The following is a 17,841-nucleotide window of genomic DNA, read 5'->3' as shown; positions in this document are numbered from 1 at the left end:
TTGTAAACGGTTGTGCGGTACCGTAAACACCGCCCTAGCCCTAAGTGGCAACATTTAAATATTTAGCTGATTAATATAGTAATCAGCATCAGAACTCATTTATTCAGGAAAAAACATGCCTTCTGTACGTGTAAAAGAAAATGAACCTTTTGAAGTTGCGATGCGTCGCTTTAAACGCTCTGTTGAAAAAACCGGTCTAATGACCGAACTGCGTGCTCGTGAAGCTTACGAAAAACCAACTACTGAACGTAAGCGTAAAAAAGCAGCAGCCGTAAAACGTTTACAGAAACGCTTGCGCAGCCAGCAATTGCCACCAAAATTCTATTAATTGGTAGCTCCGGTTTATCATTTTCTGGTAACCGGAAATAAATACAATTGAAAACAATACCGCAGGCTATTGCTTGCGGTATTTGCATTTTACAGAAATAACTATCTGAAGCACCGCAATTTTAGCAGTATCATACTAAACTAATTTAATTTTTATTTATTGCGAGCAATATTATGAGCCTGAAACAACAACTGCAAGAAGATATGAAAACTGCCTTGCGCAATCATGATTCAGCTACCCTGTCCACCATTCGAATGGCACTGGCTGCAATAAAACAGATCGAAGTAGATGAACGAATCGAAGTAGACGATACACGCTTCACAGCTATTATCAGCAAAATGGTTAAACAGCGCAAAGAGTCTGTACGCATGTATACCGAGGCTCGCAGAACTGATCTGGCAGAAAAAGAACAGTCAGAAATCGATCTGCTGCAGAATTATCTGCCGAAAATGCTCGACGAAGCTGAAATTGACGCAGCAATTAAAGAAGCCATAACCAGCACAGGCGCTGCGCAGCCAAGTGATATGGGTAAAGTTATGGGTGTACTGAAAAAAACACTGGCCGGTAAAGCTGACATGAGTGAAGTCAGCAAAAAAATCAAACAGCTTTTGAACTAAAAGTTATCTGCATTAACCATAACAGCAGATCAGAAAGACCGTTTTCCAATCTTTCATATTGAAGATAGCAGGCATAGTTGGCATGATTCCCAGTGAATTTATTGACGAATTATTAAATAAAATTGATGTCGTCGATGTAATTGAAGAGTTTGTACCGTTAAAAAAAAGCGGTGCCAACTACATGGCCTGCTGCCCTTTTCACAAAGAAAAATCTCCTTCCTTTTCTGTCAGCCCCAGCAAACAGTTCTATCATTGCTTTGGCTGCGGCGTACATGGTTCAGCCATTGGCTTTATCATGGAATATCAAGGATTAAGCTTTCAGGAAGCTGTGCAGTTTCTGGCCGACCGGATCGGAATGACCGTACCCAGACAGATCGGCAACAACAACTCACAGGCACATAAAGCCCTTAAACAGCAACAGCAGACACTGGAACAAACCACAGCTGATGCCGCCACCTTTTACCAGCAACAACTTAAAACCTCGCCAAGTGCTCAGAATTACTTACAGCAGCGCGGGCTGAGCGATGAAATCATTCTTCATTATGGTTTGGGATATGCACCTGATGACTGGCAGGCACTGGCAAAAGTATTCCAGCCCTATCCAAGCAATGCACTGGTAAACAGCGGTATGGTCATCACCAAAGACGACCGCCATTACGACCGGTTCCGTAACCGTATTATGTTTCCAATCCGCAGTACCCGCGGTCAGATTATCGGGTTTGGTGCGCGCATTCTGGATTCAGGCGAACCTAAATATCTTAATTCACCTGAAACTCCCTTGTTTGATAAAGGGCGTAATCTGTATGGACTGTATGAAGCACGTGCTGCCATTAAAGAAGCACAGCGTGTACTGGTAGTAGAAGGTTATATGGACGTAGTTGCTCTGGCGCAGTTTGGTCTGGGCTATGCAGTAGCCGCACTTGGTACAGCTACCACCGCCGAACATGTGCGCTTACTGATGCGGCAAAGCGATCATATCTATTTTTGCTTTGACGGCGACAGCGCAGGTAAAAAAGCAGCCTGGCGGGCTTTAGAAAATGCCTTACCGCAGTTAAAAGACGACAAAATTTTACACTTTCTGTTCTTACCGGCCGAACACGATCCTGACAGTTACGTACGCAGCTATGGATTAAAACCATTTGAAGATGCATTACTCAATCAGAGTTTGCCACTATCAGCCTATTTCTGGCAGGTACTGACAGAAAATATTGATATGGATACACAGGAAGGCAAAGCGGAGCTAATTAAAACTGCCAGTCCTTTACTGGCGCAAATCAAAGCACCGGCACTTTCTTTTCTGCTGCGTCAGGAACTTAGCCGGAAAGTAGGTATTGATGAACATAATCTGGCACAACTGCTCGGGCAGGAACTGCCCAGACCTCAGACTATCAGACAGAAAAGTTATCAATTACCCCGCAATACTTTCCGGCAGCCGCCAGTCATGTCATTAGTGCAAAAGCAGATACGCGCGCTATTGATAAATCCGCAATGGGCCGTATATATAGAATTACCAGAATATCTGGACCTGCACGGCGATTATGCATGCCTCGCCGCGCTGGCTGAACGTATTCAAGCCTCCGTTACCCCGTTAAACAGTGGTGCCGTGCTGGAACTGATGCGTAATACTGAATTTGAACCCGTTATCCGGCAGATTATTCATGATTACATGGACTCACCGGATGTCATGCAGCCAGGCAATGAAGATGACTGCACCACATTCAGACAGGGCATGCAAAAATTACTGGACAACCTTAAAACACAGCAGATTGATGCGTTGAAGCGCAAACTCCAGCATGAGCGACTAAGTGCCGACGAAAAACAGTTACTACTGCTACTTTTAAGTCCGTCCAAAATGCCGTCAGTATAAACCGGCGGTTATTGTAAACGCTTGCAGCGACAAAGTCGTTGTGAATACATCGAGTAAAATATGGCAAACTCCACACCTAAGAAATCCACTATTGATACCAGTCAGGAACAGGATGATACTCGCCCGTTAACCGCAGAAGAACAGCGTGCCCGCCTGCGCCAGCTGATTATTCAGGGTAAAGAGCGCGGTTATATTACCTACGCCGAAATCAATGATGCCCTGCCCGACGAAATGTCTGACGCCGATCAGATTGACAACATTGTATCGATGATCTCCGGTCTGGGTATTCAGGTTACAGAAGAAGCTCCTGATGCCGAAAGTCTGCTCATGGGCGACAACACTGCCAACATGACCGACGACGATGCAGTAGCAGAAGCAGAAGCAGCACTATCCAATGCCGACAACGAATTCGGACGAACCACCGATCCGGTACGCATGTATATGCGTGAAATGGGACAGGTAGACCTGCTGACCCGTGAAGATGAAATCATCATCGCCAAAAAAATCGAAAATGCCTTGCGTAACATGATTCAGGCCATTTCAGCATGTCCGGGATCAGTAGCAGAAATACTTGCTCTGATTGATGCAGTGCGCAAAGATGAAATCAAAGTAGACGAAATAGTCGAAGCCATTGTCGACCCGCATGAAGAGCTGCTGGATGAACTGGGCATTGGTCTGGATACCAAAAACGAAGACACCGAAATTACTGATGACAGTGATAACAGTGTAGACGTTGATGATGAAGAAAATGATGAAGAGAGTGCAGCACTGGCCGCTTCAGCCAACCTTGAAGAACTGCGCCAGAAAACACTCGAACATTTCGATGGTATTCAAAGCCTGTACGATACCATGGTTGCCACCTTACAGGAAAAAGGCAGTCACCATGACGATTACCTGAAATTACAGCAGGAAATCGCCGAACAACTGCTACAGGTGCGTTTCGCTACCCGTCAGATTGAAAGCCTGTGCGACAATCTGCGTATGCGCGTTAATCAGGTAAGACAGCTTGAACGCGAGATTCGCGATATTGCCCTGAACCGCGTCCACATGGAACGCGACTATTTTATTAAAAGCTTTACCAATCGTACTACCGACCTGGGCTGGGTAGATGAAGAACTCTCCCTGAACCGCGTATGGAATGAAGCATTGCGCCGTTTTCAGTATGCCATCATCGAAAAACAGACCGAACTGGCCAATCTGGAGCAGTCTGCCCAGATCTCACTGGATGAGCTTAAACAGATTAACAAAAATATGGTGAAAAGCGAGCAGGAAACTGCCGCAGCCAAACAGGAAATGATTCAGGCCAACCTGCGTCTGGTGATTTCCATTGCCAAAAAATACACCAACCGCGGTCTGCAATTTCTCGACCTGATTCAGGAAGGTAATATCGGCCTGATGAAAGCCGTAGATAAATTTGAATATCGCCGCGGCTATAAATTTTCCACCTATGCCACATGGTGGATCCGTCAGGCAATTACCCGCTCTATCGCCGATCAGGCGCGTACCATTCGCATTCCGGTACACATGATTGAAACCATCAACAAAATGAACCGTATCTCCCGCCAGTATCTGCAGGAAAACGGCGAAGAAGCTGATTCTGCCAAACTGGCTGAGCTGATGGAAATGCCGGAAGACAAAATCCGCAAAATCATGAAAATTGCCAAAGAGCCTATTTCAATGGAAACTCCGATTGGTGATGATGATGATTCTCATCTGGGCGACTTTATCGAAGACGCCAACAATGTTGCACCGGCAGATGCGGCCATGTACTCCAGTCTGCGCGAAGTAACCAAAGATGTACTTGAAAGCCTGACTCCGCGCGAAGCCAAAGTACTGCGCATGCGTTTCGGTATCGACATGAATACCGATCATACACTTGAGGAAGTGGGTAAACAGTTTGATGTTACCCGTGAGCGCATCCGTCAGATTGAAGCAAAAGCCCTGCGCAAATTGCGCCACCCTACCCGCTCTGACCGGCTGAAAAGCTTTCTTGATAGTGACGAAAACAAGCAATAAACATTTTTTAGTTTAAAACCAGAATCATCCGCCAAGAGCGGATGATTTTTTATGTAAAACCTTGCAATACCCATCTGTATTGGTTACAATATGCAGCTTACGGGTCTGTAGCTCAGGGGTTAGAGCAGGGGACTCATAATCCCTTGGTCGTGGGTTCGAACCCCACTGGACCCACCAAATAACCCATAAAATTCTGTATCAGAAAACAGAGTTTTTATCAAAAAAGCCGCTTTCAGCGGCTTTTTTATAGCTTATTAAAATAATCTGCATAAATAATAAATACTATAAATTTTATTATACAGGCACGAATTTTCATTCAATACTCACTGAAAACATATCCTGTAAAAACTCTGAGCTAAAAATTATATTTATAATATTCTACAAACAATATTTTAAACTATGGCTACCAAATAATTGTTTAATTATGATTTTTATCATCTGTCTAGCTGAATATATCTCAGTCCGAATGATATTTACATTAAAACAGTAACTTTTATTTAACATTTGTTCATCATAAAAAAGCAATTGGTTAATTTTACTTTATAACAGATACATTTCTCCGAATTTAGCTTTGGCAAATCAACTAATCATATTTTAAAAATTAACATAAATATAATAAATATTAGAATAAATTCATTTTTACATGCATATAGTTGCACAATTAATACACTTATTTCTGATTTTTATATTTTTTTTAATTATCCGTAAATCTCACGTCAGTACTGGCTTTAAAACTGGTAATATTACTTAAGCATAAAACACAAAAACTAATAAATAACAAAAACTTTTATTAACATTTATAATTCTACCCGTAACATCCAGCGTTATTAATCTGGAGAATGTTAGTTTATGAAATATAAAACCTGCTCTTTTACACATCAAAATATCATATAGCATATTTGCTTTGTATTTTTATGAAAACACTTATTTTTCTAAAATATTTTGATCAACTTTCCGACACTGCTATCCGCTAATGTTGTTATCATAAAGTTAACCTTATTTGAATAGGATATAACATATCTTCTATAATTATTTCGTATAGGATTATTTTTATTTGTTAATTAGCAATTAGTGTCCAAATAAACAAATTTGTAAATTTACAGCTACTGTTTATTTTTAAATACCTGCATAATCAAGGAAAACCGATGAATAACATTTATAAATCCAAATGGAGTGAAGCAACACAGACATGGGTAGCCTGCTCGGAACTGGTACGTGGTAAAACTAAAAATAACTGTGTCAAAATTGCTGCAGCTGTTGCCCTTGCTTTAACCAGTTTAGGCTCATATGCTGCTGATACTGTTCCCTGTGACAATAACGCAGGAAGTGTTGTAGTTTCAGGACCTTCTACATGTTCGTTACCTTCGTTACCAGACGGAACAACTTATACCGAAATTTCTGCATCAGATGGCGCAAAGTTAGAAAAGTTACCAGGTGAAGAAGATAAAAAAATTGAAGCCATTGGAAAAAATAAAGTCAAAAAAGTAATTAATGTAAATGGAGAATCTACACTAGAAGCTACAAATATAAAGACTACAAGTAAAGGTAATTCATCAGACGCCAGCGCTTTAGCTATTGCAGGCAACTCAAAAGTAACAATTGATAGAAACCTGGAAGCAAATAGTTCCGGTAATTCAGCGAATGTTATTGCGAATTCAGACGGGTCTGTATTAAATGTTGCTAAAGGTAAAGATTATAAAGGTAGTATAAAAATTACTGATACAAGTAACAATGGTTTCACTAACGGTATAAAAAATGATAATGGTGAGATATATGTTAATGGAGACATTACGATTACATCCAAAACTGAAGCTAGTAATTCAAACTCATCAATAGATAATATAAACGGTGGTAGTATTACAGCCGATAACATAACTATAGATCAAGGAGGTAAAAATTATGCAATTCATCAAACGTCAAAAAATTCATCTATAACTGTTAAGAATAATTTAACCATTACATCCGGAAATATTCCTGAGGGAAATTCTGCGATTACAATCGAAGGCGGATCTATAGAAGTCAAAGGTAAAACTGATATTACAACTCATGTTGATTCAGAAACTATCGAAGAACCTGAAAACGTATCTGCTATTTCTATCACAAACGGAAAATATACAGCTAACGGTGGAGCTGATATTAAAATTAAAGATGATGATGAAGATAACTTTAAAGATGCTACAGGAGTCATCATTGGAAACGAAGGAATTTTTGAAAATAATGGTACTCTAACGGTAAATAATGGTCAAAATACTGTAATTTCAACTGATACAAAATTAGGTGAAAACGCAACTTTTACAAACGAAGCAGCCGGGACTACAACGAGTAACGTTGATACCATTGTTCATAATTCATCTGGAATATTAAAAGTAACTAATTCTGGGAAATTAATTTCTGAATCTGATAAAAATTCAGTTTTAAAAAATAATAAAAATGGTATTATCAATGTTGATAACGATGGTACTGGTACTATTGCCGGTAACATTACTAATATAGATAACGGTACAGTTATTATCAATAACAGCGGTAATATACAGAAGAAGATTGAAACTTCCGATAATACCCAGAGCAAGACTGAAACTTCTGATAATACCCAGAGCAATACTGAACCGAACAAGATTGAAAATTCCGGTACAGGTTTGATAGATATTACTAATACGGATACCGGTACTATAGACAGCGATATTCTTAATAAAGATAACGGTAAAGTTATTATCAAGAACAGCGGTGATATCAAGAAGAAAAAGATTGAAAATTCCGATAATACCCAGAGCAAGACTGAAATTTCCGATAATACCCCGCCGAAAAAGATTGAAAATTCCGGTACAGGTTTGATAAATATTACTAATACCGGTACTATAGACAACGATATTCTTAATACAAATACTGGTACCATTAGCATTACCAATAACGATAACGGTACCCTTAATGGCTCTATCACAAATACCGGTGATGAAATAAAAGTAAATGATCCCAATGCAGAGATTCCTGCTAATATATTTATTGATAACAAGAAAAATTTAAACGGCAATATTAATAATGAAGGCAATGGTAGTATTGTTGTTAACAATAATACAGCCAGCTCTGTTATAAACGGTAATATTACTAATGCTAAGGATGGTAATATCGCTATTAATAACAGCGGTAAGGCTAATTCCTCTAAAATTACTAATTCCAATGCTGGTAAGATTGACATTACCAATAACAAGGACGGTAATGTTAATAGTGAAATTACCAATGAGAATACTGGTGCTATTAAGATTACCAATGATGGTACCATTAGTGGCTCTATCACCAATACCGGTAATGCAAGTACTGTCGCCGCCAACAATATTGATATCACCAACAATGGTGTTTTAAACAGCGATATTAATAATAAAGACAATGGTAATATCGCTATCAATAACAGCGGTAAGACTGATTCCTCTAAAAAAATTACTAATTCCAAAGATGGTAAGATTAACATTACCAATACAGCGGTCGGCGATTTTCAAAGTGCCATTGATAACGATGCAACCAGTACCGGCATAATTACTCTGGATAATAAGGGTACTGTTAATAGTACTATTACTAATCGGAATACTGGTGCTATTAATATTACCAATAACGATAACGGTAACCTTGGCGGCTCTATCACAAATACTGGTAATGCCGGTACTATTCATATTATCAATAACGATAAAGGTACCCTTGGCGGTTCTATCACAAATACCGGTGATCAAATAAATGATACTACTGCTAATATATTGATTGAAAACAATAATGATTTAAACAGCACTATTAATAATGATGGCAATGGTACTATTGCTCTGGATAATAAGGAGGCGGGTACTGTTAATAGTACTATTACTAATCAGAATACTGGTGCTATTAAGATTACCAATACCGGTACCATTGGCGGCTATATCAAAAATAAGGGTACAGGCAGTATCTCTTTAACCAACAATATCATCGATAACAATACCTTTGGTACCTTTGGCGGTTATATCGAAAATAATGGTACAGGCAGTATCTCTTTAACCAATAACGGTATCATTAGTGGCTCTATCACCAATACCGGTACTAAAAATAATGTTGATAATATCTGGATTGATAACAATAAAGAGTTAAAGAGCAATATTGAAAATCTCAATGGTAGTATTGTTGTTAACAACAATAAAGAAGGCTCTTCTTTTACCGGCAATATTCATAATAACAGTGGTTTTAACACAGGTAAGATTACTGTTAACAATAATGAAGAAAATACTAAAATTAATAGCCATATTACCAATGATAATGGTGATATTACTATTAACAACAAGGCATACAGTTCTACTATTGAGGGCGATATTACTAACAAAAATCACGGCCGGGTTACTATCGAAAACAGCGGTAAAGTTGGTAAAATTGGTAAACCTGGTGAAGCTGATACCTTTCTAAAAATTACTAATTCCGGTGGTAGTATTACCATTAAGAATGATAATGACGGCGATTTTCTAGGTAACATTGATAATGATAATGATGCAACTGGTACCGGCCGCATTGGTATTTACAATAATGGAAATACCTTTAAAGGCTCTATTACCAATCAGAATACAGGTACCATTGATATTGCCAATAGAGGAAAGAACTTTGACGGCTCTATTACCAATCAGAATACTGGTAATATTAGTATTACTAATGACACAACCTTAAACAGCACTATCACCAATACCGGTGATAAGCGTACTGATGGCTATAATATTGAGATCACCAACAATAAGGAGTTAAACGGCTCTATCAAAAATGAGGGAACAGGCGATATCCATATTAAAAATACCAAAGATACCAGTTCTATAATAAGCCGTATTGGCCGTATTACCGGTGAGATTACTAATAACAATACCGGTACTATCATCTTGGACAATGATGGTGAGATAGCCAACGCTATTCTTAATGGAGGTGCTGGTGCCATTAATATTGCCAATAACGGTACACTTAACGGTTCTATCACCAATACCGGTGATAAAATAAATGATACCACTGCTAATATATTGATTAAAAACAATAAAGACGGCTTTATTAATGGTGATATTACTAATAATGGTGCTGGTAATATCACCATTACGAATCAGGATGAAGCTGTATTAAACAGCAATATTAATAATGATGGTTCCGGATCCATTATATTTACTAACAATGGTGATGTAGATGCTAATGTAGTTAATAATAATCCCAGTGTAAGGATTAACGATACTAGTCTGAGACAAATTCAGAATACTGGTAATGGCAAAATTACTATTATCAATAATAAAACTTTGAACAGACCAATCAGCAATACTAGTGGTGGTATTATTGATATAACCAATAACAGTAGTATGGAAACGGATATAACCAATAATACTGAAAGCAGTGAAGGCGGAATTACATTTAAAAATAAACAGGAATTCAAAGGTAAGCTGATTAACGCTAACTCAGGATCTATTTCTGCCACAAATACCGGAACCTTTACCGGCGTGACAACAAATTCCGGTTCGGGGATATTAGATCTGGATAATCAGGGTATCTGGAACAATACCGGAAACTCTGTATTAACAAAGCTGGAAAACAAAACTGGGACAATTATATTTCCGCAAGTATCTGAAGTTAATGCCGGAGACAAAGACCAGTACCATACTATCACTGTTAATGGTAACTATACCGGTGGCGGTTTGATGCGTGTTAATACTGTATGGAATAAGGATGGCACTTCTTATAGCGACCGCGTTGATATTCATGGCGATGTAGACGGTGCCGCTACAACAGTGCGTACATTAAACGAAAAAGGTATCTATGGCGATGTAACTCTGAAAGAGATTCCTATTCATTCTGCAGTAGTGGTACATGTAGCCGGTAAGAGTAGCGGCAATGATTTTACCGGTTCCGCTCCGACTACTAATGCCGGCGAAGCTCAGCTTAAAAAAATAGATACTACTTCAGGAACTGATTATGCATGGACTTTAACTGCACAACCTAAAACACCTGATCCTGTTGTGCCTGTTCCGCCCGGACCTACTGTTTCTGATAAGCCTGTTCCGCCAGCACCACCCATAAAAGAAGTACCAATTTATGCAGAACCGGTTTCCGGTTATGTGCAGATGCCTACAGCAGATATGGAACTTGGCTTTACCACGGTTGGTACATTACATGAGCGCCGCGGTGAAAACCAGACTTACAATATCACCGGCTCAAATAATACTGCTCTTGGTGATGATCAGCAGCAGACATGGGGCAGAGTTCTGGTTAAACATCTGGATAAAGATGGTAAAAAACGTTTGGATACCGCCGGTAATCAATCTGTATTACAGATTGGTCATGATTTTATTCTGGATGAAAATGAGAAAACCGGAATACGGCGGCATATTGGCGGCTATGTAGCTTATGGCCATAATGAAAATGATTTCCGCGATCAGTACCGAGCTAAGAATGGTTACATCGTTGATGACCATTACACGGGCAAAGGCCGTACTGATGCAGTAAGTGTTGGTGGTTATGGTACCTTCTACGGCAATAATGGCGGTTATGTAGATCTTGTTGGTCAGGTAACTTATCTGCGCAATAAATACAATGCCCGTTCGAACGAATCTGTACATCAGAACGGCTGGGGCGCAGCTTTATCAGCTGAAACAGGTAAATCATTTATTGTATATGGAAATAACTGGTTTGTAGAGCCGCAAGCTCAGCTGGTATACCAGTATCTGTCTCTGGATGATTTTAATGACAGAATCCGCCATGTTGACCAGCATGATCCGTCTGCACTGCGCGGTCGTGTAGGTATGCGTTTCGGCTATAATGGTGATACCCGTGATAACCTGCCGTCATCCTCTTTCTATGGTATCGCGAATATCTGGCATGATTTTGTTAATCCGAAATCAGTTGATATTGGTCGTGACAGTCTGAAAGAAGAGTATGCGAAAACCTGGGGCGAACTCGGTCTGGGTATTCAGTTGCCAATCACCCGTCAAAGTGATTTCTACAGCGATATCCGTTACGAGAAAAATTTTGGCAGTGATAAACGCAAAGGCTTTAAAGGTACTATGGGTTATAAATATACCTGGTTATAATGCATTATCCGGCAGTAGCCATATGGTTACTGCTGCTTTCTGCAGGGCACAGCATTTAATGCTGTGCCCTGTTTCTGTTTAAATATTCTTTGGTTTTCTTTTCGGCAAAACAGGCTTGACATTCAACTTAGGTGAAGGTTTAAGCTGTTCTTTTTCTTCATAAGAATCATTATGCACAGAAGAGACTTCCTCAGATATTCGGCCATGGTAAGCGCCGCAGCTACGCTACCGCTTTCTGCTTATGCTCTGAATACTTTGGATTTACCGGTACTGGCCATTCCGCCATTATTAGATACCGGTAAAGATAACAGGATTCAGCTCACTATTCAGCAGGGCACCAGCCGTTTTGGCAAATATCAGACGCAGACATGTGGCTATAATGGTGCTTTGCTTGGTCCTGCTATACGTATTTACCGGGGCAAACCGGTACAGATAAAATTGCAAAACCGATTAACTGAAGCCACAACAGTACACTGGCATGGCCTGGAAGTACCGGGTGAAGCAGATGGCGGACCTCAGGCCTGCATCCCAGCCGGACAAGCACGAGTAATTGAATTTACCTCAAGCCAGCCTGCTGCAACATGTTGGTTTCATCCGCACCAGCATGGGCAGACCGGCCGTCAGGTAGCAATGGGGCTGGCTGGTTTGCTGTTGCTGGAAGATACTGTCAGTACTGGGCTGCCTATCCCCAAAAACTGGGGATTAGATGATATTCCTCTGATCGTACAGGATAAAAAATTTAATACAGCCGGACAGATTGATTATCAGCTTGATGTTATGAGTGCAGCCATAGGCTGGTTTGGAGATACTCTGCTGTGTAATGGTCAGATATATCCGCAGCATAACGCGCCGCGTGGCTGGTTGCGATTACGTCTGCTTAATGGCTGTAATGCCAGAACTCTGAATTTTGCCTGTAGTGATGGCCGCCCTTTATATGTTATTGCCAGTGACGGTGGCTTTCTGCCTCAGCCAGTAACAGTGTCCAGCCTGTCGGTATTGCCCGGTGAACGTTTTGAAGTAATGATTGACACCAGTAACGGTAAAGCTTTTGATTTGCTTACTTTACCGGTAAAACAGATGGGCATGAATCTGCCGCCTTTTGATCAGCCCTGCCCGATAGTTCGTGTGTCTGTACTTTCTTCGCGTAATGATGCATCTTTACCCGATCAGCTTACCAGCTCTCTGCCTGTATTACCGGCTCTGTCTCAGCTTGTACACCGCCATTTTCAGCTGTCTATGGATCCTGAGCTGGACAGTATGGGTATGCAGGCTTTACAGCAACTGTCGGGAAAATCAGCTATGCCAATGGAGCATATGTCTATGCATCAGTCTCATATGGAAATGATGCATAATATGCACACGGATAAAAACGCATTAGATTTAATGCATGCCAACATGATTAACGGACAGACTTTTGATATGAATAAGCCGGCATTTGCCGCCAGTAAAGGGAAATATGAGTGCTGGGAAATATCCGGTTTAGGCGATATGATGCTGCACCCATTTCATATTCATGGTACTCAGTTTCGCATTCTTAATGAAAACGGACAATCGCCTGCTGCTTATCGCTCAGGCTGGAAAGATACGGTACGGGTAGAAGGTGGTGTAAGTAAAGTATTGGTTAAATTCAACCACAGTGCGCCAGCCAGTTTTCCTTACATGGCTCATTGCCACATACTGGAACATGAAGATACGGGGATGATGCTGGGGTTTACTGTCTGAATATACGCTCGTTATAAGTTGAATTTTTTCAGATATTTAAAAACTGAAGCTAATAATACTTATGGATTAATAAAACGTTAAATTAGCTGCGCCAATAAATATTTTTCCATAAGCCGAATTAGCATAAACAATGAAATTCTGGCATGAAAATATATAATTTTTTCAAAAATATTCCATAAGTGTCATCGTATCAGGTCTGTAAATATCCCGATAAAAATATAAACCACTCAAAACGATTGGTTTTGAGTGGTTTCTTATGTCAGTTATTAATTAGCTGCACTGGTACGAATCAGATAATCAAAAGCACTTAATGCTGCTTTAGCACCTTCACCGGCAGCAATAATAATCTGCTTATAAGGTACGTTTGTACAGTCACCGGCGGCAAAAACACCCGGCACACTGGTTTTACCAAAAGCATCGATTACAATCTCGTGCATTGGCTCAGTTAAGTCTACTGCACCTTGCAAAAATCCGGTATTTGGTAATAAACCAATCTGAACAAAAATACCTTCCAATGCCAGATGATGCTCTGTATTGCTTACCCGGTCCAGATAATTCAGACCATTAACTTTGCCGTTTTCGCCGGTTACCTCGGTAGTTTGAGCATTCATAATAATCTGAACATTAGGCAGACTATGCAATTTTTGCTGTAATACTTCATCAGCACGCATTTTGTCGGAAAATTCCAGCAAAGTAACATGCTTTACAACGCCAGCCAGATCAATGGCAGCTTCTGCACCGGAATTACCACCACCAATTACGGCTACATCTTTGCCTTTAAATAACGGACCATCACAATGCGGACAATAAGTCACACCTTTCGTACGATATTCCTGCTCACCGGGCACATTCATTGAGCGCCAGTGTGCACCTGTAGACAGGATAACGGTACGCGATTTTAAAACAGCACCACTTTCTGTATGTACCTCAATCAGTCCGCCTGTAGTTTTAGCCGGTACCAGCGCACTGACTCTTTGCAAATTCATAATATCGACATCATAACTGCGTACGTGGCTTTCCAGATCATGGGCAAAACGCGGACCGTCGGTACGCAAAACAGATATGTAATTTTCAATATCCAGCGTGTCGAGAACCTGACCACCAAAACGTTCGGCCACAATACCGGTACGAATACCTTTACGTGCTGCATATACAGCGGCAGCAGCACCGGCAGGTCCCCCGCCCACAATCAGCACGTCAAACGGTGCTTTTGCATTCAGTTCATCAACTGCCGCACTTGCAGCATTGCTGTCCAGTTTAGCAACAATTTCTGCCAGTTCCATTCTGCCCTGACCAAATGGTTCACCATTCAGAAAAACTGCCGGCACACCCATAATCTGTTTTGCTTCAATTTCTTCCTGAAACAATGCTCCGTCAATAGCTGTATGGCTGATATTAGGATTGAGAATAGACATCAGATTCAATGCCTGTATAACATCCGGACAATTGTGACAAGTAATAGAATAATAGGTTTCGAAGTGATAACTGCCCTGCAAATTTTTAATTTGTTGCTGTAATGATTCTGCTTCTTTAGATGGATGACCGCCTACCTGCAATAAAGCCAGTACCAGTGAACTGAATTCATGCCCCATCGGATTACCGGCAAAAACCAGTCCTGTATGCACACCCGGATTAGTGATTTCAAAAGATGGCTTACGTTCAGACTGACCATCGGTACGCAGACTGACTTTATCGCTTAACGCCTCTACTTCCTGTAACAGTGCCAGCATGTCGCGAGCACCTTTACTTTCGTCCAGCGTAGCAATAATTTCAACCGGTCTGGTTACATATTCAAGATAAGCTTTTAGTTGGTTTTTCAAAGTGTCGTCTAACATTTTACTGCTCCATTACATTAATAAAAATAAACTATAGATATTCTGTTTTTGATAGCCTACATTTTTGTTTTAGTAAAAAGCCCGGATACCGCAGCCGGTATTCGGGCTGAATGACTGTTTATTTAACAGTAAGTTTTTGATGTGTGTATTTAAGTGTGTTAGATTTTACCAACCAGTTCCAGAGAAGGAGCCAGAGTTTTTTCGCCTTCCTTCCATTTAGCAGGACAAACTTCACCCGGATGAGAAGCAACATATTGTGCAGCTTTAACTTTACGTACCAGATCTGAAGCTTCACGACCGATACCTTCAGCAGTTACTTCCACACACTGGATAATACCCTGCGGATCAACCAGGAATGTAGCGCGGTCGGCGGAACCCTGACCTTCACGCAATACACCAAAATTAGTTGCCAGGGTAGCATTGCGGTCACCCAGCATAAAGTATTTAATTTTGGCAATTGTATCAGAAGCATCGTGCCATGCTTTATGAGTAAAATGAGTATCGGTAGAAACAGAGTAAACTTCTACGCCCAGTTTCTGCAATTCTTCATAGTGGTCAGCCAGATCACCTAATTCAGTAGGACAAACAAAAGTAAAATCTGCCGGATAGAAAAAGAATACAGACCATTTACCTTTTACGTCAGCATCACTGATGTCTACAAATTTACCATTATGAAAGGCAGTGGTATTGAACGGTTTGATTTCAGTGTTAACATTAGCAACCATGAAATATCTCCTTGAATGTACAGGTTGAATTAATCGATGGATGTATAGTACACAAATTTACTCAATAAATATAATCAAATGATTTTATGTAATCGATAGTTTTTATTTTTCATAAAAAACAATGTATTATATTTTCAAATTTATAAAAATAACTTACAGACCAGATAAATACACTAAATTCATATATAAAAACTATTATAAATAGCCATTAGCTGTATGGGAGTTACTCTGCAAATAAATCTAAAATAGCTATAACTAAAACGATCACAGCTTGTATGCTGCACATTACTGATATTTGCCCTATGCATTTATCAAGATTAATATACAGATTATTATAAAAAAAGAAGTCAAATTAAGATTGATATCGGCAAAAATTTTTTCAATTTTTAGTTTCAGTTTAATTCTGCTACTGAATATTTGCAGGTGATGTATGGTATGAAAACGCATATTCTGCAATTGATAATATTTATACTGGTACTCATATGGTCTGCTTATCAGCCACATGACTACCCTACCTGGTGGCTTGAAGTTTTTCCGGCATTGCTAGGATTGATACTTCTTGTATTCACCTATTCCCGCTTTCGTTTCAGTCAGCTTATGTACTGGGTAGTTTTAGTTCATGCAATTATATTACTGATTGGCGGACATTATACTTATGCCGAAGAGCCGGTATTTAATTATCTGCGCGGTGTATTTGGCTGGTCACGTAATAATTACGATAAGCTTGGACATTTTTTTCAGGGCTTTTCACCAGCTATTATAGCCAGTGAATTACTATGGAGATTACAAATTATACGCTATCGCGGCTGGGTGGTATTTTTGAGTGGTTGTGTCTGCATGACGATTAGCGCCATATACGAATTGTTTGAGTGGCTGGTAGCAATACTGAGTAATCAAGAAGCAGTTACTTTTCTTGGTACACAGGGCGATGTATGGGATACACAGAAAGACATGCTTTGGTGTCTGATAGGTTGCAGCACCATGCTTATCTATCTTTATTTTAGTAAACGGCACTTACGGAGACCATCACGTTAAAACCGCAGTTACCATTACAAGTAAAAATCAGATCGGATCCAACTGACAACAGCAAAGTATCTGATTAGTCTTGCATGGCAGCTTTGACTAAAGCTGCCATCTCTTAAAGCTCAGGTAATCAGGCGGAAACAGATTGTGTTTTTTCCAGTTTGATTTTCAATTCTTTGATATCTTCTTCAAATATCATAATTACGCCCAGATAGGCCATACCAAACATCATAGCCGTAATGAATGAGCTGGCAATTGCCATGGTATTCATCCAGACCAGACCCACAGCAAATACCAGAAAACACAAAGCAAATATGACGTTAAAATAGAACTTTACTCTTTTAAATTTTTGCTCTTTGTGTGCAAGCTGTACACTTAGTTCATTACTGTTTGTTGCAAATTCAGCAGTTTGGTTCATGTGTTCAAACTCCAGTAAATGTAAAGCTAATGAATATTATTGTAATGTCAAATTTCAAGACAAGGCTATTTTAACCGGTATTACACTCGTAATGAAGTACTATTTTAACAAATTGATATAAGAGAATAACTCTGAAAAAATTTTGTTAACGCATATTTAATCAGATATACATCCGCAAAATTATAAATTTATTTATATGACATATTCTAAATATTTTTAATTTATAACTAAT

The 17,841-nt window shown here is 39.8% G+C and carries 10 protein-coding genes and 1 tRNA gene; 8 read left to right on the top strand and 3 right to left on the bottom strand.

The annotated features are described in order from the left end of the window. Positions 1-115 precede the first annotated feature (115 nt). The 7 genes from rpsU to cueO all read left to right on the top strand — a co-directional run bounded on the left by rpsU (position 116) and on the right by cueO (position 13,608). Positions 116-328, top strand: coding sequence for a 30S ribosomal protein S21 (gene rpsU / locus H3V00_RS05330; protein ID WP_025331051.1), 213 nt, complete (start codon positions 116-118; stop codon positions 326-328). 173 nt (positions 329-501) lie between these two features. Continuing rightward, a complete protein-coding gene (locus H3V00_RS05325) occupies positions 502-945 on the top strand; it encodes a GatB/YqeY domain-containing protein (RefSeq protein WP_198206861.1) in 444 nt (147 codons plus the stop codon). 82 nt (positions 946-1,027) lie between these two features. Next, on the top strand, positions 1,028-2,812 hold the full coding sequence (gene dnaG / locus H3V00_RS05320) for a DNA primase (RefSeq protein WP_025331053.1): 1,785 nt from the start codon (positions 1,028-1,030) through the stop codon (positions 2,810-2,812). 60 nt (positions 2,813-2,872) lie between these two features. Beyond that, positions 2,873-4,828 (top strand): RNA polymerase sigma factor RpoD, encoded by a 1,956-nt coding sequence (gene rpoD, locus H3V00_RS05315; RefSeq protein WP_198206862.1) that lies wholly within the window; start codon positions 2,873-2,875, stop codon positions 4,826-4,828. A 101-nt stretch (positions 4,829-4,929) separates the two neighbouring features. Beyond that, a tRNA-Ile gene (locus H3V00_RS05310) sits at positions 4,930-5,005 on the top strand. A gap of 968 nt (positions 5,006-5,973) precedes the next feature. Continuing rightward, complete coding sequence (locus tag H3V00_RS05305) at positions 5,974-11,886, top strand: autotransporter outer membrane beta-barrel domain-containing protein (RefSeq protein ID WP_198206863.1); 5,913 nt, start codon at positions 5,974-5,976, stop codon at positions 11,884-11,886. Between the two features lie 171 nt (positions 11,887-12,057). Then, positions 12,058-13,608, top strand: coding sequence for a multicopper oxidase CueO (gene cueO, locus H3V00_RS05300; RefSeq protein ID WP_198206864.1), 1,551 nt, complete (start codon positions 12,058-12,060; stop codon positions 13,606-13,608). Between the two features lie 266 nt (positions 13,609-13,874). Here the strand turns inward: cueO and ahpF are convergent, their stop codons facing one another. Both ahpF and ahpC read right to left on the bottom strand, forming a co-directional pair. Next, positions 13,875-15,443, bottom strand: a complete 1,569-nt coding sequence (gene ahpF / locus H3V00_RS05295; protein ID WP_198206865.1) for an alkyl hydroperoxide reductase subunit F — start codon at positions 15,441-15,443, stop codon at positions 13,875-13,877. Positions 15,444-15,601: 158 nt separating this feature from the next. Next, positions 15,602-16,168 (bottom strand): alkyl hydroperoxide reductase subunit C, encoded by a 567-nt coding sequence (gene ahpC / locus H3V00_RS05290; RefSeq protein ID WP_084564464.1) that lies wholly within the window; start codon positions 16,166-16,168, stop codon positions 15,602-15,604. A gap of 435 nt (positions 16,169-16,603) precedes the next feature. Here ahpC and H3V00_RS05285 point away from each other — a divergent pair, with 435 nt between their 5' ends. Beyond that, a complete protein-coding gene (locus tag H3V00_RS05285; protein ID WP_198206866.1) occupies positions 16,604-17,203 on the top strand; it encodes a DUF2238 domain-containing protein in 600 nt (199 codons plus the stop codon). 118 nt (positions 17,204-17,321) lie between these two features. Here the strand turns inward: H3V00_RS05285 and H3V00_RS05280 are convergent, their stop codons facing one another. Next, positions 17,322-17,609, bottom strand: a complete 288-nt coding sequence (locus H3V00_RS05280) for a hypothetical protein (RefSeq protein ID WP_025331060.1) — start codon at positions 17,607-17,609, stop codon at positions 17,322-17,324. Positions 17,610-17,841: the final 232 nt, after the last annotated feature.

The sequence above is a fragment of the Snodgrassella sp. W6238H11 genome (genome assembly GCF_016100525.1).
In the GTDB taxonomy this organism is placed as follows: Bacteria; Pseudomonadota; Gammaproteobacteria; order Burkholderiales; family Neisseriaceae; genus Snodgrassella; species Snodgrassella alvi.
This window is presented reverse-complemented; position numbering and strand designations above follow the sequence as displayed.